The sequence below is a fragment of the Pseudomonas sp. NFACC51 genome, from assembly GCF_900103575.1.
In the GTDB taxonomy this organism is placed as follows: Bacteria; Pseudomonadota; Gammaproteobacteria; order Pseudomonadales; family Pseudomonadaceae; genus Aquipseudomonas; species Aquipseudomonas fluorescens_Q.
In genome coordinates, this window is sequence record NZ_FMXH01000010.1 from 197,693 (window position 1) to 223,024 (window position 25,332).

19 protein-coding genes and 1 rRNA gene are annotated in these 25,332 nt (G+C 61.7%); 5 read left to right on the forward strand and 15 right to left on the reverse strand.

What is annotated here, in order from left to right:
* Both BLT00_RS20540 and BLT00_RS20545 read right to left on the reverse strand, forming a co-directional pair.
* On the reverse strand, nucleotides 1-861 hold the full coding sequence (locus BLT00_RS20540; protein WP_092146237.1) for a MurR/RpiR family transcriptional regulator: 861 nt from the start codon (nucleotides 859-861) through the stop codon (nucleotides 1-3).
* Between the two features lie 27 nt (nucleotides 862-888).
* Nucleotides 889-2,238, reverse strand: coding sequence for a GntT/GntP/DsdX family permease (locus BLT00_RS20545; RefSeq protein ID WP_092146238.1), 1,350 nt, complete (start codon nucleotides 2,236-2,238; stop codon nucleotides 889-891).
* A gap of 334 nt (nucleotides 2,239-2,572) precedes the next feature.
* Between BLT00_RS20545 and BLT00_RS20550 the strand changes: the two genes are divergently transcribed.
* Nucleotides 2,573-4,018: a SulP family inorganic anion transporter gene (locus tag BLT00_RS20550; RefSeq protein WP_092146239.1), complete on the forward strand. Its 1,446-nt coding sequence runs from the start codon at nucleotides 2,573-2,575 to the stop codon at nucleotides 4,016-4,018.
* Between the two features lie 82 nt (nucleotides 4,019-4,100).
* Here the strand turns inward: BLT00_RS20550 and BLT00_RS20555 are convergent, their stop codons facing one another.
* From BLT00_RS20555 to BLT00_RS20565, 3 genes are all read right to left on the reverse strand, one after another.
* Nucleotides 4,101-4,994 (reverse strand): NAD-dependent epimerase/dehydratase family protein, encoded by an 894-nt coding sequence (locus tag BLT00_RS20555; protein ID WP_092146240.1) that lies wholly within the window; start codon nucleotides 4,992-4,994, stop codon nucleotides 4,101-4,103.
* Between the two features lie 102 nt (nucleotides 4,995-5,096).
* Complete coding sequence (locus BLT00_RS20560) at nucleotides 5,097-6,008, reverse strand: LysR family transcriptional regulator (RefSeq protein WP_063323061.1); 912 nt, start codon at nucleotides 6,006-6,008, stop codon at nucleotides 5,097-5,099.
* Between the two features lie 193 nt (nucleotides 6,009-6,201).
* The gene (locus BLT00_RS20565; protein WP_063323062.1) at nucleotides 6,202-6,792 is read right to left on the reverse strand and encodes an NADPH:quinone oxidoreductase MdaB; all 591 of its coding nucleotides are present in this window, start codon (nucleotides 6,790-6,792) and stop codon (nucleotides 6,202-6,204) included.
* 199 nt (nucleotides 6,793-6,991) lie between these two features.
* Here BLT00_RS20565 and BLT00_RS20570 point away from each other — a divergent pair, with 199 nt between their 5' ends.
* A complete protein-coding gene (locus BLT00_RS20570; RefSeq protein ID WP_063323063.1) occupies nucleotides 6,992-7,306 on the forward strand; it encodes a putative quinol monooxygenase in 315 nt (104 codons plus the stop codon).
* On the opposite strand, the gene BLT00_RS20575 is transcribed toward BLT00_RS20570, so the two are convergent.
* Entirely contained in the window at nucleotides 7,296-8,060 is a 765-nt protein-coding gene (locus tag BLT00_RS20575; protein ID WP_092146241.1) for a sulfite exporter TauE/SafE family protein, read from the reverse strand. The genes BLT00_RS20570 and BLT00_RS20575 overlap by 11 nt on opposite strands.
* Before the next feature lie 144 nt (nucleotides 8,061-8,204).
* Between BLT00_RS20575 and BLT00_RS20580 the strand changes: the two genes are divergently transcribed.
* A complete protein-coding gene (locus tag BLT00_RS20580) occupies nucleotides 8,205-9,086 on the forward strand; it encodes a LysR substrate-binding domain-containing protein (RefSeq protein ID WP_063323065.1) in 882 nt (293 codons plus the stop codon).
* Nucleotides 9,087-9,183: 97 nt separating this feature from the next.
* Complete coding sequence (locus tag BLT00_RS20585; protein ID WP_024781087.1) at nucleotides 9,184-9,528, forward strand: cupin domain-containing protein; 345 nt, start codon at nucleotides 9,184-9,186, stop codon at nucleotides 9,526-9,528.
* 133 nt (nucleotides 9,529-9,661) lie between these two features.
* Here the strand turns inward: BLT00_RS20585 and mmsB are convergent, their stop codons facing one another.
* Together mmsB and BLT00_RS20595 are read right to left on the reverse strand one after the other, a co-directional pair.
* Nucleotides 9,662-10,549: a 3-hydroxyisobutyrate dehydrogenase gene (mmsB, locus tag BLT00_RS20590; RefSeq protein ID WP_092146243.1), complete on the reverse strand. Its 888-nt coding sequence runs from the start codon at nucleotides 10,547-10,549 to the stop codon at nucleotides 9,662-9,664.
* A 10-nt stretch (nucleotides 10,550-10,559) separates the two neighbouring features.
* Nucleotides 10,560-12,086: a CoA-acylating methylmalonate-semialdehyde dehydrogenase gene (locus BLT00_RS20595; RefSeq protein ID WP_072340863.1), complete on the reverse strand. Its 1,527-nt coding sequence runs from the start codon at nucleotides 12,084-12,086 to the stop codon at nucleotides 10,560-10,562.
* Between the two features lie 139 nt (nucleotides 12,087-12,225).
* Here BLT00_RS20595 and BLT00_RS20600 point away from each other — a divergent pair, with 139 nt between their 5' ends.
* On the forward strand, nucleotides 12,226-13,173 hold the full coding sequence (locus BLT00_RS20600) for a LysR family transcriptional regulator (protein ID WP_092146245.1): 948 nt from the start codon (nucleotides 12,226-12,228) through the stop codon (nucleotides 13,171-13,173).
* On the opposite strand, the gene BLT00_RS20605 is transcribed toward BLT00_RS20600, so the two are convergent.
* The 7 genes from BLT00_RS20605 to rrf all read right to left on the reverse strand — a co-directional run bounded on the left by BLT00_RS20605 (nucleotide 13,170) and on the right by rrf (nucleotide 25,157).
* The gene (locus tag BLT00_RS20605) at nucleotides 13,170-13,613 is read right to left on the reverse strand and encodes an outer membrane lipoprotein YfiB (RefSeq protein WP_371856955.1); all 444 of its coding nucleotides are present in this window, start codon (nucleotides 13,611-13,613) and stop codon (nucleotides 13,170-13,172) included. The two genes, BLT00_RS20600 and BLT00_RS20605, sit on opposite strands and share 4 nt — an antisense overlap.
* A 60-nt stretch (nucleotides 13,614-13,673) precedes the next feature.
* Nucleotides 13,674-14,942: a diguanylate cyclase DgcN/YfiN gene (locus BLT00_RS20610; protein WP_092146249.1), complete on the reverse strand. Its 1,269-nt coding sequence runs from the start codon at nucleotides 14,940-14,942 to the stop codon at nucleotides 13,674-13,676.
* A complete protein-coding gene (locus BLT00_RS20615; protein WP_092146251.1) occupies nucleotides 14,939-15,514 on the reverse strand; it encodes a regulatory sequestration protein YfiR in 576 nt (191 codons plus the stop codon). The genes BLT00_RS20610 and BLT00_RS20615 overlap by 4 nt, the downstream gene beginning before the upstream one ends.
* A 139-nt stretch (nucleotides 15,515-15,653) precedes the next feature.
* Entirely contained in the window at nucleotides 15,654-17,750 is a 2,097-nt protein-coding gene (recD, locus tag BLT00_RS20620) for an exodeoxyribonuclease V subunit alpha (RefSeq protein WP_092146253.1), read from the reverse strand.
* Nucleotides 17,747-21,436 carry an exodeoxyribonuclease V subunit beta gene (gene recB, locus BLT00_RS20625; RefSeq protein WP_092146255.1) on the reverse strand — a complete coding sequence of 1,230 codons (3,690 nt, stop codon included), beginning with the start codon at nucleotides 21,434-21,436 and terminating at the stop codon, nucleotides 17,747-17,749. Before recB ends, recD begins: the two co-directional genes overlap by 4 nt.
* A complete protein-coding gene (gene recC / locus BLT00_RS20630; RefSeq protein ID WP_092146257.1) occupies nucleotides 21,433-24,885 on the reverse strand; it encodes an exodeoxyribonuclease V subunit gamma in 3,453 nt (1,150 codons plus the stop codon). Before recC ends, recB begins: the two co-directional genes overlap by 4 nt.
* 156 nt (nucleotides 24,886-25,041) lie before the next feature.
* Nucleotides 25,042-25,157 (reverse strand): 5S ribosomal RNA (gene rrf, locus BLT00_RS20635).
* Nucleotides 25,158-25,332: the final 175 nt, after the last annotated feature.

The window sequence follows — 25,332 nt, forward strand, 5'->3', positions numbered from 1 at the left end:
TCAGTCTCCCAACGGCAAGTGATCGTCGCCGCCGCGGTAATCGTCCAGGGCGAGCTTGACCCGCCGCAGGCGCTCTTGATTGTCTTCAGGGTGAGCCAACGCCAGCTCGGTGGCGAGCACGTCGATGGCCAGCAGCATGCCGTAGCGCGCCGCCGTGGGTTTGTAGATGAACGAGGTCTCGGCGCCTTGCAGGGGCAGTACCACATCGGCCAGTCGGGCGAGGGGCGAGTCGGCTCGGGTGATGGCCAGGATCGGCGCGCCGTAACTGCGGGCCAGCTCCACCGCACCGAGCAATTCCGGGGTGATACCGGTGAGCGAGCAGGCGATGACCAGGTGTTCTGCACTCAACGAAGTGGCGGTGATGCGCATCATCACCGGATCGCGGCAGGCGGCAATCGGGTAGCCGAAACGCACTAGCCGTACCTGCAACTCTTCACCGCACAACGCCGACCAGCCACCGAGACCGAATGCATGAACCATCCGCGCCTTGCCGATCATCCGCACGGCATCGCTGAACCGTGATTCTTCGAACGCCGACAGATGCTGACGCAGGGTCGCCTCGATGTCGCCGACGATCTGTCCATAAAATGCCGATTGCTCAGGCGCTCCGGCCGGGTCGAGAAAGCGGCTGCCGACACCGCTGGCCTGGGCCAGTTGCAAGCGCAGGTCGCGAAGATCGCGGCAACCGACGGTGCGGGCGAAGCGCGACAGTGTGGCGCTGCTGACTTCGGCGCGCAGGGCCAGTTCATCCAGGCTGGCGGAAGCGGCAAATCCTACGTCGTCGAGCATCAGCCGGGCGATTCTGCCTTCGCCGGCGCTGAAGGAGTCCTGGCGGGAGCGGATCTGGTAAAGGATGTCCATGACGGCTCCTATGAAATGGCGCGGCGCTCAGAGCAAGCGCGAAAGACCGAGGGTCAGGCCGAACGCGACCACGGAAATCAGCGTTTCGAGCACGGTCCAGGTCTTGAAGGTTTGGGCAACGGTCATATTGAAGTATTCCTTGATCAGCCAGAAGCCGCCGTCGTTGACGTGGGAAAAGATCACCGAACCGGCCCCGGTGGCCAGCACTAGCAATTCGGGATGGGGATAACCCAGGCCGATCGCCACGGGCGCGACGATGCCTGAGGCCGTGGTCATCGCCACAGTGGCCGAGCCAGTGGCGACGCGCATCAGGGCAGCGAACAACCAGCCCATGACCAATGGCGACAACTGGAATTCCTGGGCCAGGCCGACAATCTGCTGGGTGACCCCGGCGTCCACCAGGATCCGGTTCAAACCGCCGCCGGCGCCCACTAGCAAAGTGATGCTGGCCGTCGGTGCCAGGCATTCGTTGGTGAACTTGAGGATCGACTCGCGGTTGAAGCCCTGGGCCAGGCCGAGGGTCCAGAAGCTCAGGATGGTCGCCAGCAACAAGGCGATCACCGAGTTGCCGATGAACAGCAAAAACTGGTTGAAACCGCTTCCCGGCGTGGAGATCAGGTTGGCCCAGCCGCCGATCAGCATCAGGATCACTGGCAGCAGGACAGTCCCCAGGGTCACGCCGAAACCCGGCAGGTTCGCGCGTGGCTCGCGGTCGAGAAATTGCCGCTCCAACGGGTTTTCAGCCGGCAGCTGGATGCGTGGCACGATGAATTTGGCGTACAGGGGACCGGCGATGATCGCGGTGGGGATGCCAATCAGGATCGCGTACAACAAAGTCTGCCCCACCGAGGCCTGGAACGCCTGCACCGCCAGCATCGCCGCCGGGTGCGGAGGGACAAGTGCGTGGACCACCGAAAGCCCGGCGACCATCGGCAACCCCACCATCAGGATCGACACGCCCACGCGCCGTGCGATGGTGAACGCGATGGGCACCAGCAACACGAACCCGACCTCGAAGAACAACGGCAGCCCGACCAGGAAGGCAATGCACACCATCGCCCAGTGGGCGTTGCGCTCGCCGAAGCGTTCAATCAGCGTCTGCGCCATCCGCTCGGCCCCGCCGGACTCGGCCATCATCTTGCCGAGCATCGTGCCCAGTGCCACCACCAGCGCGATGTGCCCCAGCGTCTTGCCGACACCGGCCTCATACGCCCCCACCACACCCGAGGGCGGCATCCCGGCCAGCAGTGCCAGGCCAATGGACACCAGGGTAATCACAATGAACGGATTGAGCCGATAACGGGCGATCAGCACGATCAGCGCAATGATCGCGATGGCCGCGTAGACCAATAGCCAATAACCGAAAGCAGGGGCCATGCGTTACTCCTCGAATGGGGTCACGTCGATGTGTTGTGAAACTCATAAATCATTTCGATGGAGAATCTTCAAACCCACTGAAAGTAATTTTCGTACACAGACAAGAAATGTCGCTGAGGGACATCGCGACACGGCACTGATGAAAATTCAGCGCAAGACTTTCATTGCCTTTGTGGCGAGGGAGCTTGCTCCCGCTGGGCTGCGCAGCAGCCCCAACTTCATCAACACAATGACCAACGGCTGGCCGCCCCGCCCTCAATTCCGTACCATCCGCAGCTGTTTTTGCATCACGCCCCGGTAGCCGATGCTCAACCGGGGCCCAGTCAGGTAAATCATGAAACCAGCACGTCTTCGCGCCGACGCCCTCGCCGGCCTCACCACTTCTTTCGCCTTGCTTCCCGAATGCATCGCCTTCGCCCTGGTAGCCCACCTCAATCCGCTGATGGGGCTCTACGGCGCGTTCATCATCTGCACGCTGACCGCCCTGTTCGGCGGACGGCCAGGCATGGTGTCGGGCGCGGCGGGCTCGATGGCGGTGGTGATCATCGCGCTGGTGGTGCAACACGGCGTGCAGTACTTGCTGGCCACCGTGCTGTTGGGCGGGCTGATCATGATGGCCTTCGGGCTGTTGCGGCTGGGCAAGCTGGTGCGCATGGTCCCGCACCCGGTGATGCTCGGCTTCGTCAACGGCCTGGCGATTGTCATTGCGCTGGCCCAACTGGAGCAGTTCAAGCAGGGTGAAACCTGGCTCAGCGGCGATCCGCTGTATCTGATGGCCGGCCTGGTGGCGCTGACCATGGCCATCGTCTACCTGCTACCACGCCTGACCCGCAGCGTGCCGCCGGCCCTGGTGGCGATCCTCGGTGTCGGCCTGGCGGTCTACCTGCTCGGCCTGCCCACCCGAACGCTGGGCGACATGGCCCATATCGCCGGCAGCTTGCCTGCCTTCGCCTGGCCCGATCTTCCCTGGAACCTGGAGACCCTGCAGATCGTCGTGCCCTACGCGGTGATCATGGCGATGGTCGGTTTGCTGGAAACCCTGCTGACCCTGAACCTCACCGACGAAATCACCCAGAGCCGCGGTTATCCGGACCGTGAATGCGTGGCGCTGGGCGCTGCCAACATCGCCTCCGGGCTGTTCGGCGGCATGGGCGGCTGCGCCATGATCGGCCAGACGGTAATCAACCTCAGCTCGGGTGGACGCGGACGGTTATCGGGCGTGGTGGCCGGGGTGATGGTGTTGCTGTTCGTGTTGTTCCTGTCGCCGTTGATCGAGCGCATCCCGCTGGCTGCGCTGGTGGGCGTGATGTTCGTGGTTGCGCAGCAGACCTTCGCCTGGGCCTCGCTGCGGGTGATCAACAAGGTGCCGAAGAATGATGTGTTGGTGATCATCGCGGTGACCGTCATCACGGTATTCACCGACCTGGCCGTGGCTGTGCTCTGCGGGATCATCATCGCGGCGCTCAACTTCGCCTGGCAACAGGCGCGGGAGCTGTACGCCGACACGCATCAGGAAGCCGACGGCAGCAAACTCTATCGCTTGCACGGCACGCTGTTCTTCGCCTCGACGACACCGTTTCTCAACCAGTTCGACCCGGCCAACGACCCGGCCCTGGTGACCCTCGATTGCCGCCACTTGCGCTTCGTCGACTACTCGGCCGTCGCCGCACTCAAGACCTTGCGCGAGCGCTACAGCAAAGCCGGCAAGCACTTGCGTGTGTTCCACCTGTCCGAGCGTTGCAAGCAAATGCTCAAGCGCGCGGGCGTGCAGCACGACTGAAGCAACACGCAACAAAAACCTGTGGGAGCGAGCCTGCTTGCTCCCACAAGGGGGCTTATTCTGCTGGCACTACCGGCGTCACTCACACCATCTCATCAAGAATCCACGCCACCACCGACGTTCGCTTCGGCGTCCAACCCAGCAGCTCATGGGCGTTCTTGCCCCGCACCCGGCTGTTGGAACCCAGGCCATAGTTGGCCATTTCGTAGCCCCACTCGGCTTCGGCATCGGCCAACGGCCAGTCCTGCGGTTCGCCCAGGTTCAACGCCCGGGCCATGGCGGTGGTCATGTCGATGAACGAGGCTTCGCCGCTTTCGACGAAGTAGAACGTGCCCGGTTGGTTGCGGGTCAGGGCCAGTTTGTACAACTCGACCACGTCTTCGATGTGCACGTTGGACCAGATGTTCTGCCCAGGCCCGACATGCCGCACCACCCCGCTTTTACGCGCCTGCTTGAGCAACCGCGGCAGTTGCACACTGTCGCGGTTCACGCCCAGGCTGTGGCCGTAGATCAAGGTGTTGCAGATCACCGCCGAGTTCACGCCGTGTTTCGCCGCATCCAGGACCAGATTATCGATAGCGACACGGGCGGCCTTGTCGGCGGTGGGGGGCGGCAGGTTGTCTTCGTAGAAGATGGCCTCGCTGGAACGACCGCCCGAAGCATCCCCGACGATGCTCGAACCGCTGGTGTGCAGCAACACTTTGTTCGACCCCTTGAGTCCTTCGATCAAGGCCTCTACCGCACCGCGATGATCGCTGCTGGCGGCATTGATCACCGCGTCGGCGGCACGTGCCTGTTCGCTGAGCAGCGCGCTGTCTTCGAGGGTGCCGATGACCGGCTTGATACCCAGTGCAGTCAGCTCGCTCGCCTGTTCGGCGCTGCGCACCAGACCGGTGACGTGATGCCCGGCGCGGGCCAGGCCGGTGGCGATGGAGCCGCCGATGAAACCGGCAGCGCCAGTGACGAATACGTTCATGAAAGAACTCCTTGGCAGATCAGTGATGGGACGAGTATCGGGGACCGATCCTTGGCGAAACAGTCCACATTGCCCAAATCACTCTTGCCTTGAAGTCACGAATCAGCCCTTGAATTCCCGCGAGGCGTAGTCGGCGAGCTTGCCCTGGATGAAGTCCAGGAAGCACTGGATCCGCAAGGCCAGTTGCGAGTTGCGGTAGTACACGGCATTGATCGGCTGGCGATACCCGCTGTTGGCATCGGCCAGCAGCACCTTCAGCCGACCGGCCTGGATGTCTTCGCGGGTCATGAAGTCCGACAGGCAGGCAATGCCCTGCCCTTGCAGCGCCAGGTGCCGCACAGTCTCGCCGCTGGACGCGCTGATCGCCGGCTGGATCGGCCAGCGATCTCCGTGCACGTGGCGCAGCGGCCACTGGTTGAGGCCCTCGTTCTGGGCAAACCCCAGCAGCGCGTGACCGGCCAGCTCGGCGACGCTTGACGGCGTGCCGTGCTGCTTCAGATAAGCGGGGCTGGCCAGGATGTGCAACGGGCTACAGCCCAGGGCGCGGGCATGAAGGGTCGAGTCCGTGAGGGTGCCGATGCGGATGGCGATGTCGGTGCTTTGCTCCAGCAAATCGATGATCAGGTCGTTGCTGTTGAGTTCTAGCTGGATGTCCGGGTAGAGCCGGCGGAATTCTTCGATGTGCGGGACGATGGCGTGCAGCATGAACGGCGACGCAGCGTTGATCCGTAAGCGCCCTGCAGGATTTTTCTGACGGGACGACAAACGCTCCTCCAACTGATCCATCTGATCGAGGATGCCCTTGGCCTGTTCGAAGAAGTACTTGCCCTCCTCGGTCAGGTCCATGCGTCGGGTGGTGCGGTTGATCAGCGTGGTGTCGAGCTTGGCCTCCAGCCGCGACAACGTGCGGCTGACCGCCGACGGCGTCTGCCCGACCTGCTCGGCGGCGGCAGAGATCGATCCGCATTCGATCACGCAGACGAAAATCTGCAATTCGTCGGATCTGGCTTTCACGGGTGTCCTCTCATGGGATGCAACTCAATGTGACAGGCTTTTGTGGCGAGGGAGCTTGCTCCCGCTCGGCTGCGCAGCGGCCGCCTTCTTGAAGAGGCGCTTCGCACCTCAGCGGGAGCAAGCTCCCTCGCCACATAAGATGCCTCGCCACAGATGCATCATCGTCTTCAGGTAGGTCCCGATACTAGCCGGATTACCGCGAAAGGCCGAACACCTCGCGCAAATGCTGCTCATACCGCGCGACATCGGCCTCGACGTTCGGACGTTTCATCACGTCCACGCACAGGAAGGTCGGCAGGCCGGTCATGCCCAGGAACTGGTTGGCTTTGTGGAATGGAAAGTACACCGCGTCCACGCCCGTGGCTTCGAAGAAATCAGTCGGATCGTCGAAGGCTTGCTGCGGGGCATTCCAGGTCAAGGACAACATGTATTGCTTGCCTTGCAACAGGCCACCGCTGCCGTATTTCTGCGACGCATCGGAACGGGTCCGGCCGTCGCTGGCGTAGAGGCTGCCATGGCCTTCTGTGAAGACTTCGTCGATGTATTTCTTCACGGTCCACGGCGCGCCCATCCACCAACCCGGCATCTGGTAAACGATCACGTCGGCCCAAAGGAACTTGGCGACTTCCTCCTTGATGTCGTAGCCGCCGTCAATGAAGGTGGTTTTCACATCAACACCGCCACGGTCCAACACACTGACCGCCGTGTCGTGGAGGGTGGCGTTGTAGCGACCGTCGGAATGAGCGAATTGTTTGCCGCCGTTGAGCAACAGGACTTTTTTCATGGAGAGCCTCATCGGGTACCACGACACGGGCCACTGCATGGCCGCGGGGTGGAAAGATTGAAAACGATGGCGGCAGCGTACCGATGAGCCTCGCGCGGAATAAGCACCGGCACGGCAAAACTGATTTGACCAAAACGCACGAATCAACAGCCGATTATTGCCATAGGATTCAGCCGACTTTCATTTCAGGAGGCACCTGATGAGCGAATTGCACGGTTTCATCCTTCACGCCAAGACCCGTCCGGAAAAAGCCGAGGCCTTCGAAGCGCTGTTTCGTGCCTATGTCGAGCCAAGCCGCGCCGAGCCCGGCTGCATCGAATATCACATGTTGCGGGACCAGCAAGACCCGACGCTGTTTATCTTCTATGAGATCTGGGCCTCCCAGGCGCACCTGGATGTGCACTCGAACCTGCCACACATGAAGCAGTTCTTCGAGCAGCGCATGGATTACCTGGAGCGCGACTTCGAAATCCGCCGCATCGACATGCTGAGTGCGTCCTCGGCTAGCCGTTGATCATCAAGTGGCCCCCGAGCGCGCCGAGGCCGATGAAAAATACCCGTTTGAACAACACGGCGCTGATCCGCTGACGCAACCATTGCCCCAGCCACATCCCCAGCAGCGCCGGTGCCAACGCCAGCAACGAAGCGCTCAATTCGCCCCCGCCCAGTGCGCCGCGCCACACCAGGCCGGCGGCCAGGGCCAGGGTAGAAACGGTGAAAGACAGGCCCAGGGCTTGCACCAGTTCATCCTTGCTCAAGCCCAACGCTTGCAGATAGGGCACCGCCGGAATGACGAACACACCGGTGGCGGACGTGATGAGGCCGGTCAGCAACCCACAAAGCGGGGCGATCCACGGCTCGACATGGGCGCCGACCCGCAGCGTTGGCAGCAACAGCCCGCTCAGCGCATACAGCACCAGCGCCCCACCCAAGGCCCGCACCACCCAGGCCCCACCCGTCATACCGAGCCACAGCGTACCAAGCCCGGTGCCGATGAAAATCGTCAGCAGCAGTGGCCACAGGCGGCGGACCAGGGCTTGCAGATGACCACCAAATGCCAATTGCCAGAAATTGGTCAGGGTCGCCGGGATGATGAGCAGCGCCGCAGCCTGCGTCGGAGCCATAGCCAGCCCAAGCAAGCCCATGGCGATGGTCGGCAGGCCGAGGCCGATCACGCCCTTGATGGTTCCGGCCAGCAGGAAGGTGCCGATGACCAGCAGGGAAAGGGCCAGACCGAGATTTTGATAGAAAGCGATGAGTGTGTTCATAGGGGTATCGTGCGCCCCGGAACATGGCTTGGAAATCTGCCATATACTGAGGGTGCCTCTCTTTCTGCAAGAGGCTGTGAACTCACTGATGCTCGCGATGACGATAAACCAGGCGCCACAGCACTTGAGACAGGATCCCCGCCCATGCACTTCGACCTCACCGACCTGCGTCTCTACCTGAACATCCTCGACACCGGCAACATCACCGCCGGTGCGGCTCGCAGCCATTTGTCCCTGGCCGCGGCCAGTGCGCGGGTCCGGGCCATGGAAGCATCCCTGGGCATCGACCTGCTTGAGCGCGGACGGCGTGGGGTAACGCCCACTCCCGCAGGCAAAGCCCTGGCCGAGCACGCCCGAATCCTGCTGCAACAGGCCGAACGCCTGCAACAGGACCTGGCCGAATACGCCAAAGGCATCAAAGGCCGGGTGCGGCTGCTGTGCAACACCAGCGCCATGACCGAATACCTGCCCGAGCTGCTGGCCGATTTTCTCCAGGCCCATCCCAACCTCGACATTGACCTGCAGGAATTGCCCAGCTCACGGATCACCCATGCGCTGCGCCAAGGCGCGGCAGACCTCGGTATCGTTTCCGACGCAGTAGACACCGAGGGTCTTCAAACCTGGCCTTTTCGCGACGATCCGCTGGTATTGATCCTACCGACCGGACACCCTCTGGCTGACGGTCGCGCCGTACGTTTCAGCGAAACCCTCAGCCACGATTATGTCGGCCTGAACGCCTCCAGTGCCCTGGCGATTCACCTGGAAGAGCAGGCCCTGCACATCGGCTCACGTATGCAAGTCCGCATTCGCGCCGATGGTTTCGACGGGCTGATTCGTATGGTGGCCCATGGTGCAGGCATTGCCATCGTGCCGAAGGCTGCCATCGACCGGCGCCCACCCGAGCCATCGTATCAATGCATCCCGCTGCAAGAAGCCTGGGCGCACCGGGCGTTGCTGCTGTGCGCCCGCAACTTCGACGGTTTGCCGGCCTACGCCACGGCCCTGGCTCGGCATCTGGCCGATTGATGCGCGCTTCTGGATAGCCCGATGTCGACCACAGACATCTACCCGCTCATGCCGCACGTTAGGGTGCCTGTTCTCTTCCGCCCCTTTCGGAGCTCACATGACCGCACCCATCACCGTCCTGCGCGACACCCATCCGCTGCCCGTACTCGATGCCTGCAAATGGGAAAAACTCGAAGGCGACCCGCACACCGTCAACCTCAACGCCTACACCAGCGAAGACGGCAGCAAGATCATGGGCACCTGGATCTGCACACCCGGCAAATGGTATGTGGAATACGTGAAGTGGGAGTACTGCCATTTCCAGGAAGGCTACTGCATCATCACCCCAGAGGGCATGGAGCCGATCCATCTGCGCGCTGGTGACATCTTCGTCATCGAGCCGGGCATGAAAGGCACGTGGGAAGTGGTCGAGACCGTGCGCAAATATTTCGTCTTTGCCTGAAACAAAAAACCGAGAGACCACCTGTGGCGAGGGAGCTTGCTCCCGCTCGGCTGCGCAGCAGCCGCGTTTCAAGAGGTGCTGCGCACCTCAGCGGGAGCAAGCTCCCTCGCCACAAAAGCTTTGAAACCAGCCCCTACTGCGGCTTGCGATAGCTATTAACAATCGCCGAAAAATCCTTGCCGCCCTCGCCCCGCTGGCTCATCGCCTGATACAACTGCTGCGCCACCGCCCCCAGCACCACCGGCTGATGGACCTGCCGCGCGGCTTCGGTCGCCAGGCCAAGGTCCTTGAGCATCAGGTCGGCGCCAAAGCCACCCGTATAGCCACGGGACGCCGGTGCCGTGTCGATCACGCCCGGCCACGGATTGTAAGTGTCCGAACTCCAGCAACGCCCCGTTGAACTGTTGATGATGCCGGCCAACACCTGGGTGTCGATCCCCAAGGCATCGCCCAGCGCCATGGCTTCGCTGACGCCCACCATGGAAATCCCCAGCAGCAGGTTGTTGCAGATCTTGGCAATCTGCCCGGTGCCGACTTCGCCACAGTGCACGATGTTACGGCCCATTTGCGCCAGCACCGGTTGCAAGGTGGCGAACAACTCGGCCGAGGCACCGACCATGAAAGTCAACGTACCCGCCGCCGCACCACCGGTACCACCCGAGACCGGCGCATCGGCCATCGCCACCCCTTGTTTCGCCGCGGCAGCCGCCACGTCGCGGGCGGTTTGTGGATCGATGGTGCTGCAATCCACCGCTGGCGTGCCGGCAGCGATACCAGCCAGCACGCCGTCTTCACCCAGCCAGACACTGCGCACATGGGCGGCGGCCGGCAGCATGGTGATCACCAGAGCAGCGCCCTGGGCCGCGTCGCGAGGCGAGGCACTGATCGTGCCGCCCAATGCCGCCAGTTCAGCCAGCACCGTCTGGTTCAGGTCGAACAGGTTCAGCGAATGGCCAGCCTTGAGCAGGTTGCGCGCCATGGGGGCGCCCATGTTGCCCAGGCCGATAAATGCGATGTTCATGTCCGGCTCCTTAACGCAAATTGATGGTGGTGTTCACACCGTCATTGACGCTGTCATCATCGAACCAGCGCGCGGTCACGGTCTTGGTCTGAGTGTAGAACTGCACCACTTGTTTGCCGTACGGGCCGAGGTCGCCGAGTTTCGAACCACGGGAACCGGTGAAGCTGAAGAACGGCACCGGCACCGGGATCGGGATGTTGATGCCCACCTGGCCGACGTCGATTTCGCTCTGGAATTTGCGTGCCGCCGCGCCGCTCTGGGTGAACAGGCCGGTGCCGTTGCCGAATGGGTTGGCGTTGACCAGGGCAATCGCCTGATCCAGGGTGTCGACTTCCAGCACCACCAGCACCGGGCCGAAGATTTCCTCGGTGTAGATGCGCATCTCGGTGGTCACGCCGGAAAACAGGGTCGGACCGACAAAATTGCCCTGCTCGAAACCCGGCACGCTGATCCCACGCCCATCGAGCTCCAGCTTCGCCCCTTGCTGCACGCCACTCTCGATCAATTCGAGGATCCGTGCCTTGGCGCGCTTGGAAATCACCGGGCCGACGTCAGTGCCCGGCTCGCTGCCGGCATTGACCTTGAGTTTCTGTGCCAGGGCCTTGAGCTCTGGCAACCACTGCTTGGCCGCGCCCACCAGCACCACCACGGAAGTGGCCATGCAACGCTGGCCCGCCGCGCCGAAACCGGCGCCGACCAGGGCGTTGAGGGCCTGCTCACGATTGGCATCGGGCAACACCACCGCGTGGTTCTTGGCGCCCATCATCGACTGCACGCGCTTGCCATGGCGACCCGCCAGGTCATACACGTGGGTGCCGACCGCCGTCGAGCCGACGAAGGAAACCGCCTTGATGTCCTTGTGGGTGCAAAGCGCATCCACCACGTCCTTGCCGCCGTGCACCACGTTGAGCACACCCGCCGGGACGCCGGCCTCGATGGCCAGTTCCACCAACAGCATGGTCGACAGCGGATCCTGTTCCGATGGCTTGAGCACAAAGGTGTTGCCGCAGGCGATGGCCATCGGGAACATCCACAGCGGAATCATCGCCGGGAAGTTGAACGGTGTAATGCCCGCACACACCCCGATCGGCTGGCGCAGCGTGTAGGTGTCCACGCCTCCTGCGACGTTCTCGGCGAACTCGCCCATCTGCAGGGTGCCGATGGAACAGGCGTGCTCGACCACTTCCAGGCCGCGGAAAATATCACCCTCGGCGTCAGCGATGGTCTTGCCCTGTTCGGCGCTGAGCACCGCGGCGATGCGCTTTGAATGCTCGCGGATCAACGCCTGGAGCTTGAGCATGATGCGCATCCGCGCGCCGATGGGGGTCAGTTTCCAGGTCTGGAAAGCACGCTGGGCAGCGGCGATGGCGGCATCGACTTCCGAGGCCGTGGCGAACGGAACCTTTGCCAACACTTGCTGGGTGGCTGGGTTGACGATGTCGTGCCATTCGCTGGATTGGGATTCGACCCACTCGCCATCGATCAGCAGTCTGACGGTTTGCAGGGTGGTGTCGCTGGGCGTAAGGGAAACGTTCATGCTGGCCTCCGGGATTGTTCTTATAGAGAGCGCTGCTTCAGCAAAGACCAAGGTGCATGAGCACGCATGGTGATGAGACTGTTTTTGGAGTATAGATGTGCAAACTTCTAATAAGAATGCACATAAAAACCGGTCCATCATGCAAAAAAACATCACCTCCCTGGGGTCGCTGAATTGGGACGACCTCAAGTTCTTCCTCGAAGTGGCCCGCACCCGCAAGGCCAGCACGGCCGCCAAGCGCCTGGCCGTCGACTACACCACGGTGTCGCGACGCATCAGCTCGCTGGAAGCCTCGTTGGGCACGCTGCTGTTCGAGAAATCCCGGACCAACGGTTTTGTCCTGACGGCCGAAGGCCAGCGCCTGCTGGGTTACGCCGAATCGATCGAAAGTACCCTGCACATGGCCTGCGAACAGGTCTCAGGCTCTGGCGTCGCACTGTCCGGCCACGTACGCATGGGCTGCACCGAAGGCTTCGGCAGCTTCTTCATCACCCCGCAACTGAGCCACTTCGTCGACGCCTACCCGGCCATTTCGGTAGACATCCTCCCGCTGCCACACTTCATCAGTCTCTCCAAGCGCGAAGCCGACATCGTCATCGCCCTCGAACGCCCCGAACACGGCCCGTACGTATGCTGCAAATTGTGCGACTACCGACTGCAGCTCTACGCCACCCAGTCCTACCTGGACAACCACCCACCCATCCAGCGCCCGGCAGACCTGGACAAGCACTCGTTCATCAGCTACGTGGATGACCTGGCGTTCAGCTCCGAATTGCTCTACCTGGCCAACGTCCTGCCCGGCGCCAACGCCCACCTGCGCAGCACCAGCGTGATTGCGCAATTCGTGGCAGCGCAGCAAGGCCGCTCACTGGCAATCCTGCCCTGCTTCCTCGCCGCCCAGGACCCACGGCTGTTGCCGGTGCTGCCGGAGGACATCACCGTCACCCGGCAATTCTGGATGTACTGCCGGGAGGACTTGAGGAAGCTGAAGAGGATTACGTTGTTGTGGGATTACATTCGCGAGGTGACTGAACAGAATCAGCCACTGCTGATGGGCGACAGCCGGGAGATGGTGTTTGCCGACTAGTCGGCGATGACCACGATGGCGACACGGCGGTTTTCGGTGCGGCCGCTGGCGGTGTCGTTGGAGGCGACCGGTTTGCTGCTGCCCAGGCCGCGCAGCTGGACGTTCTCTTCGCGCATGCCAACGCTTGTCAGCACCTTGCCCACGCTGGCGGCCCGGCGCATCGACAGTTGTTCGTTGTAGGCCTGGGAACCCGATGCGTCGGTATGACCATCGACACGTACCCGCTCGATGCTCGCCTCCAACAACGCCTTGCCGATGCGCTCGACGATTTCGGTACTGGCCGGGTTGAGGTTTTCCACATCGCTGCCAAACAACACCTTGCCCGACAAACCGAAGGCCCAGCCATCTTCGGTCAATTCGAAGCCTTGGTGCTTGAGTACGGCAATTTGCGCCGGGGTCAGACCTTTCGGCGGAGCCGTCTGGCAACCGCTCAGCGCCATGACGAGCAAGAAAAGCGCCGCGAACCAGCGCAGGGAAAATTGAGGATATGAACGCACGAGTCAGCTCCTGGTTTGAAGATCAGCGACGGAGTGATCCGACCCCGCCGTATGTTGACCGCCTCGGGCAAGGCGTTTGGCTTGGTACATCGCCGCATCGGCGGCGTGGAGTAGGGTGCCCGGTGTGGCACCATCATCGGGGTAAACGGCAATGCCGATACTGAGGGACGTCAGCACTGAAGCATTGCCGGGCAACTGAATCGGCATTTCCATGCTGGCGATGATTTTTTCAGCGATCCGTTCGGCGTCCTCGGCCTTGTGCAGGGGTGCCAGCAGCACGGCGAATTCATCGCCTCCCAGGCGCGCGACCAAGTCGTCCTCACGCAACTGTGCCCGGACCCGGGTCGCCACGGCCGTCAGCACCGCGTCACCGGCAGCGTGGCCGAAATTGTCGTTGATGCCCTTGAATCGGTCGCTGTCCAGGTACAACACGGCCACTTGCTCGTTGAGCTTGCTGGCGTTGCGCAAGGCGCGGATCAGTCGGCCCTCGAAAAACGCCCGGTTCGGCAAGCCGGTCAAGCTGTCGTGGCTGGCCTGGTGTGCCAGAGTTTCGTTTTCGCTTTGCAGGTGAGTCTGCCAGGACTCCAGTTCGTCGAGCAGTGCATTGAAGTCATTGGCCAGATTATCCAGTTCGGCGATGGCGGCCGGCGGCACGCGCCGATCCAGGGCCCGCTCGCTGCGTGCCGCGTGGGCCACTTCGGCCAGGCTGCGCAATGGTCCGGTGATCGCCCGCAACTGACGTCGCGCCAGATAAAGCGCCACCCAGGCACTCACCGCCGTGCACAAAATGATCCCCGCCAGACCGCTGAGCAAAAAGCGCAACAAGCTGCCGCCATGCCCTGCCAATAGAATGCTGCCGATGTTCCGCCCTTGGTGAACGATCGGCAGACTGATGGGCTTTTCCAAAAACGCCTTGGCAATGTGCACTTCCAGCCCCGACAACAGGCCGGTTTCCGGTCGCTGCCAGCGCGCCAACAGGCGGCCATGTTTATTGAACACCTGAGCATCGGCGACTTCCTCGGTGGAAGCGATCAAGGCCAGTGCTTCGGTGGCCGCAGCCGAGTCATCGAACACCACGGCGGCTTCCACGGTGTAGTTGATCGAACGGGCGATCAAATGCAGGTTGTGATCGGCGTAGACCCGCAAGGCAAGCACACCCAGCAACGTCAGGGAAACGCTGGCCATGGTGATCGCCACCAACGCGACAATCAGGTGGCCGCGCCCGATGACCGAGCCCAGGGTGGGACGGATCCGCGATTTGGTCAGGCTCATGGTACTGCCGGCCTGCGACGGGAAAGCTGCAGAACGCTCGGATGGATACGCACGCCACTGCGCGCGACCGAGTCGAGGTTGACCTCGAACGATACCTGCTCATCACCGACCCGCAGACAGAACAGGCTCCCCACGGTGCACTGGTCGCCGCCTTCGCTGATGCTCAACACGGGCTTGCCGATCAGGGAATCAAACAGGCGGGTGCGCTCGTCGCCGGTCAGCCTGCCGATGTAGACGGCGTTGCAATCCGTAGCGATGTTGGGGTGATCGGCCAGCAATCGCTGTACGGTCACCGGTCGCCCGGTGGCCTGGGTGGTGCCTTTGACCAGGTCGTCGGTGTATTGAGTCGGGCCGACGATGCACAGTTGCAACTGCGCAGGCTCCACTGGCCAGCGTGCGTAGCTGAGAATGCCCAAGACGACTTGAGTGACCGATTCGGCCCGCTGTTCAGCCCGGCTCGTGGAGGGCGGGACTTCGGCAAGTACCATAGGCGACAGCAACCACAGAAGACCGGCAAGCAGATAATGCCTCCAGTCCTTGCTGCGCACCGCCTCCCGAACCGCCACTTTCATGGAAAATCTCTTAGCCATACGATAAGTGTCGGAACGATAGCACAGTGCCAAAAAGCCAGCGAGCCGGCGCCCTACGGACATATCCGACAGAAAACAGTCAAAATCGTGACTCCGGCATCGAATCACGAAATCTGATCATTCAGTCATCACCCTCCAACTCCAACATGAGCCCGCTCAAACGCTTGACCTTACGCCGCACCGCCTCCTCGAACACCCCCGCTCGTGGCTCAATCAGGCTGAACCATTGCTTGCCCCGGGTAATGGCGGTGTACACCAACTCCTTGGTCAATACCGGGTTCAGCGCATCCGGGAGGATCAACGCGGTATGGGTGAATTCCGAGCCCTGGGATTTATGCACCGTCATGGCATACACGGTTTCCACATCATTCAGGCGGCTGGGCAGGACGAAACGCACACCGCCCCGGCCGTCGTTGCGCGGGAAAGCAACCCGCAGAACCTGTTTGCCGGCATCGGGGCCATCACGCTCGGGCAGCTTGAGGGCGATACCGATATCGCCGTTCATCAGCCCCAGCCCATAGTCGTTGCGGGTCATCAGCACCGGGCGCCCTTCGTACCACTGGTGATCGCTATCGATAAGGCGGGCCTTGAGCAAGGCGGCGGTGATTCGCAAGTTCAGTCCTTCGACACCCCACGGACCTTTGCGCACCGCGCAAAGCAATTGGAATTCGTCGAAGGCCGCCAGGACTTCCCGGGCCCAATCGGCCCAGCAACGGTCTTCCAGCGGGCGAGAAATGCTCGGGCGTCGCTGCCTTAGCAGGCTCAGGTAATGTCGATAACCCTGGGGGCCATCTGGCTTGCCGTCGAGTAACAGCTTTTCCAATTTTGTATCGTGTTCACTCGCCAATTTCAGGGAAGACAGATCGGCATGCTGCCCTTGCTCCAGCAACTGACGGGCTTTTTCAGGCTGCTGCTGGTTGACCCAGCGAGCCAGTTGACCGATCCCGCTGCCTTCGCCGAAGCGCCGGGAATGCCGAAGCATGACCACTTGCTGTGCCAGCGGATGAGTGCCGTCGAGGTCCTGTTGCAGGTCACTGGCCGCCAGGCTTTCACCACTGACCGATTCAAGCCAGGCTCTGGTCCGGGGGCTGTACCAGCCCTCCTCGGCGTCTCGACACAAATCCCCCAGCACCGCACCGGCTTCTACAGAGGCCAACTGGTCCTTGTCCCCCAGCAACACCAACCGTGCATGGACCGGCAGTGCATCCAGCAGATTGGCCATCATCTCCAGGTCAATCATCGACGCTTCATCGACCACCAGCACATCCAGTGGCAAGCGATTGCCTGCATGGTGGCGAAAATGCCGGGTGCCGGGGCGGCTGCCCAACAAACGATGGACTGTCGTGACGTCGCAGGGAATCCGTTCGCGCACAGCCTCGTCCACATCCAGGGTCCGGACCTGCTGGCTGATGGATTCGGTCAGGCGCGCCGCCGCCTTGCCAGTGGGCGCGGCCAGGCGAATCCGCAGCGGCTTCCCGGCCTCGACGGCCGGTGCCTGGAGCAAGGCCAGCAGGCGTACAACGGTCGTGGTCTTGCCGGTGCCCGGACCGCCGGTCACGATGCTGAAGGCCCCGCGGGTCGCCAGCGCGCAGGCCAGTTTCTGCCAATCGATCGGGCCGCTGGGGTTGGCCGGCCCGAACAACCCGTCCAAACGCTCGCGCAGGTCGCCGGGCGCCGCTTCATGCTCGATAAGCCGTTGACGCAACGCTTCATCGATCCGCCGTTCGTAACCCCAGTAGCGGCGCAGATAAAGACGCTTGCCAGAGAGCACCAACGGACGTTGCTGCGCCTCTTCGCTCCCATCCACGGCCAGGGCCACCAGACGACTGGACGCCAGGGCCTTGCACCAATGGACGCCATCCAGCGTCGCCAATATTTGCGATGGCAACAGCATCGCGCCCGTCTGCAGGTCACCCTCGGGAGGCAGCGACAGCGCAAAATCCGGTTCCTTGAGGGTCTCGAACACATCCAGGCAAACATGCCCGTGCCCCAGTTGATGGCTGGTCAACGCAGCAGCGAGCAGGACCAAAGGATCATCGTCGGGCGCCAGCTCATGGAGGAACGCCACGAATGCCTTGTCCAGGGCGCGCAACCAGCCGCGCTCGACCCAGCGCGTCAGTAACAACAGCAGGTCCTGCGCACGGCTCAAGGGCGCCAACTCCACCAGGCTTTCGTCGTCGGAGGACTTGGGCAGCAGGTCGGCAAAAGAACGACTCATAGCAACTCTCCCTGTACCCACGCCGGTTCAGCCTTGGGTTCGCTCGCCCCTTGGAACAGGCGATCCAGTTGTTCGATCAATGCCCGTGGCGGCTTGGTGAAATACACACCCTGACTGGCTGAGCGGGTTCCGCGAAGGAACAGGTACAACGCGCCGCCGACATGCCGGTCGTAGTCGTAATCGGGGAGCCGTGCCTTGAGCTGGCGATGCAGGGCCAACAGGTACAGCACGTATTGCAGGTCGTAGCGATGGTCCAGGATCGACTGTTCCATGGCCGGTACGGTGTAGGCCATGTCATCGACACCCAGCCAGTTGGATTTGTAATCGGCCACGTAGTACCGACCGTCGTGCTCGAACGTCAAATCGATGAAGCCCTTGAACATGCCGTTGAGCAGCACCGGCTCCGCCGCGACGCGGGCCACACCGCCATGGGTGAACCGGCAAACCAGCTGGTCGAGCTTTTGCACATCGACCTTGTGGCTGGCGAACCAGAACTCCATCTCCACCTGGAATCGGCTCAAGTGTTCGAGCACCACTGGCGCCTGGTCGTTTCCGACGTGCATGGGCATCTTGATCAGGTGCCGCAGCCAATCGCTCAACGTGGTGATCCAGCCTTTCCAGCCTCGGCGATTGCAGCGTCGGGCAATGGCATCCTCGATATCCGCTGGTGCCGATGAAAAACCCTCCCCAGCGGCCCACTCCAGCAGGCCATGGAGGAAAGTGCCGGGGTTGGGGCCACGGGGAAAACGGTGGATGTCGCCACCGACAGCAAGGGTCTCCCTGGGAGCGTCCGGGTCCAATCGTTCATCGTCGAACAGTTTCTGGGCCTGGGGACTCTCTGGCGCGGTATCGCTGCCTTCGCTCAGGCTTTCGCTGATGCGCAAGGCACTGTAGGACGCGATCCACCAGTTCTCGCTGGCTTTTCGCAAGGGCACCAAGGGTTCAAGCAACACGGCTTCGTTGCGCGGGGGACGGTAGTGCTCGTCGGTGGCCTCGGGCATTGGCTGGTAGCTCACCGCGTCACTGCCTTGTTGCAGGTCTTCCAGCCAACGCCTCAATTCCACCGACTCGGCCAGCGGTGCACCACCGCCCAATAGATACCCCAGCGCGGACACATGGAGGATCGAGCGATTGTTGCTGCCCCGCTTGAGATCCGCGACACCTAGCCAGCAGGCATGTTGTGCACGGGTCAGTGCCACGTAGAGAAGCCGCAGGTCCTCGGCCAGACGCTCGTCATCGGCCTTGGCGATCAATTCGGCAGTGGGCTTGAGGCTGATCTGCGCCTTGTTGGCCTCATCGTGGTAGTGCAACGGCAATCGACAGCCATCCACCGGTTTCGTCGAGCAGATGAAGGGCAAGAAGACCAACGGATATTCGAGGCCCTTGGACTTGTGGATCGTGACCACCTTGACCAGTTGCTCATCGCTTTCCAGTCGCAGGATCTGCTCTTCCCCCACTTGCCCGGACAAGGCCAGGTGCTCGGACAAATGCCGGATCAAGGCTTGTTCACCATCCAATTCACCGGCGGCCTGTTGCAACAGTTCGCAAAGGTGCAACAAGTTGGTCAGCACCCGCTCGCCATCGCTGCGCGCCATCAAGGCCTGGGGCAGTTCGAAATCATGCAGCAGGCGCCGCAACATCGGCAGAACGCCCTGGCTGCGCCAGACCGTACGATAACCGCGGAACTGCATGACCCGGGCTTCCCAGGCCAGCTCATCCTGATTGAGACGCTCCAGCTCCGTCAGCGACAGGTTCAACGTGATGCTGGCCAGGGCCGCCCGTAGCGGTCGCTCGGCATCCGGCTCGGCACAGGCCCTGAGCCAGATCAGCAAATCCCGCGCTTCCTGCGAGGCAAAGACCGAATCCTTGTCGGACAGATACACACTGCGCACGCCCCGCGCGGACAACGCGTCTCGCACCGCCTGCGCTTCTTTACCATCGCGCACCAGGATGGCGATATCTGCCGGGCGCACGCCTCGCAGCACTTTTCCATCGACCGTGAAGCCGTCGCGTCCCGACTGGCCGCCGTTGAGCAACGCCGTGATCTCACTGGCGCAGGCGGCCGCCATGGATTGTCGATACACCGCACCGGAAAGTGGCTGGTCCGACGACAGGTGCCAGATGTTCAGCGCCGCGACCGCCTGCCCAGCGACCTGCAAGGACTCCTTGCGCCCCTGGGACTCAACGGACAGGAACGGCACCGGGTTCTCGCCCGAAGGTTCACGGAACAGAAAGGCGCCACGGCCCTTCGGGCGGGACTCGGCCTTCTGGAAAATATGATTTACCGCACCCACCATGGCATGGCTGGAACGGAAATTCGTGCCCAGCGTGTGCAGCCTGCCAGCAGTGGCTTCGCGAGCGCGCAGGTAGGTATAGATGTCGGCACCGCGAAAAGCGTAGATCGCCTGCTTCGGATCGCCGATCAGGAAAAGTCCGGTCCCAGGGTCGTTGTCTTCGATACGGTAGATGCTTTCGAAGATGCGGTATTGAACCGGGTCGGTGTCCTGGAACTCATCGATCAGCGCCACCGGAAACTGTTCGCGGATCAGGCTCGCCAGACGCTCGCCGCCGTCGGCCTGCAGGGCCGCATCGAGACGCAGCAGCATGTCATCGAAGCCCATCTCGGCGCGGCGACGTTTCTCTGCCTCGAAGCGCGTCCCGACCCATTGCGCGGCATGCTGCAACACGGCGGCATCTGGCGTGGGTAACGCATCCAGGCTGGCCTTGAGACTGGCCATGGCGTCCAGCCCGGGATGGTTGGGCACTTCACCTTTCCAGGCTTCGGCCATGCCCTCGGGCGTCAACCGCGTGAATCCGGTGCCGATGTCCAACAGCTCAAGGCTTTCGTCATCGACCCAGGCAGTAATTTTCTGAAACCATGGCTCGAAGTAACGCGCCTGCATCTTGCGCCCGTCGACAGACTTGCTGGCAACGCCTTGCTGGCAGATCTCCAACAGTTCCACCGCCCATTGCCGCCACGGCGCCTTGAGATCGAGCAAGGCGGCACTGCGCTCCTGCAAGGCCGCGGCGATGAGTTCAGCAGGCTCAAGCCCGTCGCCGTTGCCATGCTCGCTGGAAAACAGACCTCGCACCCGCGGCAACAGCGCAGCAGGCCCTCCCCAATGGGTACGCACCCAGTTCAGCGCCTCGCCTTGCATCGAATAGCAGAACAACCGCCAATAATCGCGCAGAACCTCGCCCAGCAATTCGCTGTGGTCGGTTTCCAGGGTCTGGGTGAACAGGCTGCCGCTGTCGAAGGCATGCTCACGCAACATGCGCTGGCACCAACTGTGGATGGTCGAGACGGCCGCTTCGTCCATCCACTGCGCAGCAATGTCCAGCCGGTTCGCGCAGCCAGGCCATTGCTCAGCGTTGAACTCATCGCGCAACGCGGCGATCAGCGAATCCGGGGCGGGAATTTCGTCACGGAAGAAACGCGCCGCTTCGGCCAGACGGGTGCGAATTCGTTCACGCAACTCTTTGGTGGCAGCGTCCGTGAAGGTCACCACCAGGATTTGCGGTGGAAGCAACTCGCGGCCAAAGCCGGACGCCGGACCGCCATGCCCCAGCACCAGACGCAGGTACAGCGCCGAGATGGTGAAGGTCTTGCCGGTGCCGGCGCTGGCCTCGATCAGTTGGCTGCCACGTAGCGGAAAAGCCAGGGCCAATGGGGTCTGTCGACTCATGAACGGGCTTCCTCGCCGACCAATGAACGCCATGGGGCTTCGAGCAACGGCCGATAAAGCGCATCGCACCAATCGGGGAATGTTTCGTCAGCCATCAAGGCATCGAAATCAGGAAACTGTCGAGCCAATGCCGGACTTTCCCGCCGCTCGCCTTCAAACGTCTGCCCATCGCCCTCATAGGCTTTGCGAGCCGCCGCTTCGGCCTTGACCGGATCAGTCTGGCCGAGCCAGGCGAAAGCCGTCTTCACCGCGATCGGTAGCGGCTGGCGCATACCGGTCTGCCAGGCCTGCAGCATGTCGCCCAGTAGCCTTTGTGCGACAGGCTCCTCAAAAGGCGCCAGCAGCAAGCTGTCATCACTGGCTACCAATGCCGTCGTCAACGACAGGCCATTAGCGCAGGCCACGAGATGGTTGACCCAAGGCCGTATCAGGCGATGCCACTTACGGGTCTTGGTGGAACCGATGCTGTTGGGTATGGCCGTGATGGCGAGGACCGCACCGTCGGAACGCTGATGCAAACCACTGAGCCACCCTTCGACATTCACTCCCAGCAATTGCAGGCTGACTGGCACAGCGCTGACCGACGGTGTCGGCCATAACGCCAGAAGCTGTTGGTATCGCTGGAGCAGATCCGGCAGGGGTTCGATCAATTCACGCTGCATGCATTCACCGAAACCGGCCATGGGTAACAGGCCGCTGTTCTGCAGTCTTTTGGCGTGAGCGGTGAGGGCAAGATCCGGCTGGCCCAGGCGTACCAGGGCGGCCTCGAGCAAGCTGTCACTCAAGCTGTAGCGTTGCAGCGCATCAAGCACGAAAGGTTCGTCATCGGCCAAAGGCGCTTCGATGGCCTCGAAGAACACTTTCAACCGCTGACTGAAGAAATGGCGGACAGGATTGCGCAGGAAGTCCTGCAACTGCCCAAGGCCCAAGGGCTCCTCCTGGACATAGGGCTCCAGCACCTGGTTCTTGTCGGTGTGATCGCAAACGCCATGGAGCATCCGCCATTCGCTGGCGTAACTGAACAGCTCGTCACCTTCATGGAAATAACGTGCACTGAACGGTTGCAACGGATGCTCCTGGGTCAGGGCATCGAGAAGAGGCTTGCTGTCATCTGCCAACCGCCAGCCACTGGCGAGATGATCGCGCAGTTGGCCGATCAACACCGATGCCGGGCGCTCGCTGTTGTCGCGAATACTGCGACCCACCCAACTGATATACAGCTTTTCCCGGGCAGAAAGCAGCGCTTCCAACAGCAGGTAACGGTCGTCCTCACGGCGGGAACGATCGCCCGGACGATAATCGCCCCCCATCAGGTCGAAGTCCAAAGGCGGCTGGGCTCTCGGGTAATCACCATCATTCATCCCCAGCAGGCACACCAGCTTGAAGGGAATCGCGCGCATCGGCATCAAGGTACAGAAGTTGACTGCGCCGGCCAGGAAACGCTGGGACAGTCGCCCCTGATCCAGTCCGGCCAACCACGCCTCTCGTACCACCGTCAGCGGCAATTCATCGTGCAGCCCCACCGACTCACAGGTTTCCAGCCAGGTTTCACGCAAGTCTTCGAGTTGGGCCAGCAAATAGTCGTCATGCTCGTTGCTTGCCTGGAAAAACAGCTGCATCAGATCTTGCAGGCGTGAACCCCATTGCTGCGGCGATGCCGGCCGGGTAAGTTCCTGATGGGCGACTTCCAGGGCATCCAGCAATGCAACCAAGGGACCGATCAACGCCGCGTCCAGGCCACCGATCTCGTCATAGGGCTCAATGCCCTCATACGCATTCGAACTGCCGACGGCATACCCCAGCAACATGCGACGCAAGCCGAAATGCCAGCTGTTCTGCTCAAGCTCGGCAGGCAGGCCCAACCCGGCACGGTGTTCGGCGCTCATCCCCCAGCGAATCCCGGCGCCTTCGATCCAGCGGTGCAGTGTCGGCAGGTCGGCCTCATCAATGCCAAACCGTTCGCGCAACGCCGGGACATCCAGCAGATCGAGGATTTCGCTGACCGGAAAGCGACTGTCCGGCAGCTTGAGCAAATGCTCGACGGCGATCAGCAATGGATCACGTCCACGCTGGCCCTGGTCGGTCAGCGTGAAGGGAATGAACCGTGGGTCGCTCCTGTCGAGTTGGCCGAACACTGCGCGAATGTGCGGTGCATAACTGTCAATGTCCGGGACCATGACGATGATATCCCGTGGGCGCAGGGTCGGATCCGCACTGAAGTAGGCCAGCAATTGGTCGTGAAGAATTTCGACTTCACGCTGGGCGCCGTGGGCCACATGAAAACGGATCGAGCCGTCTCGCTCCGTATCGACGATAGGCCAGTGTTTCCGGGTTTCATTCAGGGGGCGCAGCTCCAGGATGTCATCCTGCAACTGGCTGAGAAGGGTTGTAGGAGTTCCATCAGTGAACAGGTCAATTCGCCCATCACGAAACACCGAGCGATAGCTGTTGGGGTCATCGTAGCTGTCGAGCAGGTTGATATAGTCGCGCCCTTGCTTGCCCCAGGCGGCCAACAACGGATGGGCATGTTGATGCAGGGTTTGCGGATCGAGGACGACGGGCATGCCAGCCTTGCGTGCCTGGCGCTTGTATTGATGACGCAGCAAGTCCTTGTCGGCGACGATGTCCGCCCAATGATGGCGACATGGGTTATGCACGCAGAGCAGAACCTGGCTGAACCGGGAAAGGCCGGCGAGCGCCTCCAGGACCTGGGCAGGCAACGAAGAAATACCAAACACGATGACCCGTGCGGGCAGGCCTTTCGGAGCGGCTTCCAGGCTGTTGATACGTTCGATGTAGCGCTGATGAACGCCAGCACGGCTTTGCGCCATGCCTTGTTCCCCCACATCCAGCAACAAGGCTCGCCACAGTTCCGCTTGCCAGCAATTTGCCGGCGCGAGCGACTTGATTTCGCCTCGGACATTTCTGGTCTGGTGTCGACCTTCCGCCCAATCCTCAAGCCAGTCGGCCCGGTAGACCTGGTACTGGTCGAACAGATCGGCAAGACGCTCGGAGAGTTGATAGCGCTTGCGCAAGTCGGTGTCGTGGGTAAGGAATCGTCGCAGAGGTTCGAAATGAGGCTGCTCGATCAACTGCGGCAGCAGGCGCATCAGGCGCCAGGTCAGCGGAGCCTTATCCAATAGGGACTTGGCCGGAATTTCGTCGCGTCCCAGGACTGTTCGATAAAGTTGCCACATGAAACTGCCCGGCAGTTGCACATCAATGGCAGCCGCAATACCGCAGCCACCGGAATCATCGTTTTCCGGGTCTTCAGCCAGTGCGAGCTTGAGCCATTGGGCAATGCCGTTGCTCTGTACCAGGGCGATTTCATTTTCAAGGGGGGCCAGCGGATAGCGCCGCATCAAGCTGATCACGAGGCTGCGCAATTCATCAAGGCGATTCCCGTGAACCACCATGAAAGCTGGGCTGAGGGACGTTGCGTCCGGCATGAAAGGCATCCTTGAAAATGCAAAAGCTAGGGGCAGAACCTTAGCACTGTCGGGGGGTTGTGACAGCCGGGAGCAGTCCGCGCTTGTCGTAAGAACTTTCTTGCGGGCAAAACAAAACCCCTACCTGCATCAGCAGATAGGGGTTTCGGAATTTAATCTTGACGATGACCTACTCTCACATGGGGAAACCCCACACTACCATCGGCGATGCATCGTTTCACTTCTGAGTTCGGGATGGGATCAGGTGGTTCCAATGCTCTATGGTCGTCAAGAAATTCGGTAGCCAGCGCGTGCCTTGCGGTCACGTTCTAGCGAATGGGTATGCGATAGTTTGTGTGTTGCTGTTGAGTCTCTCGAACTTTCGGTTCGTTTCGTCTTCACACACCGCAATCTGGTCTCTTTCGCCTTCGGCTTGGAGCATACAAATTGCTTGGGTGTTATATGGTC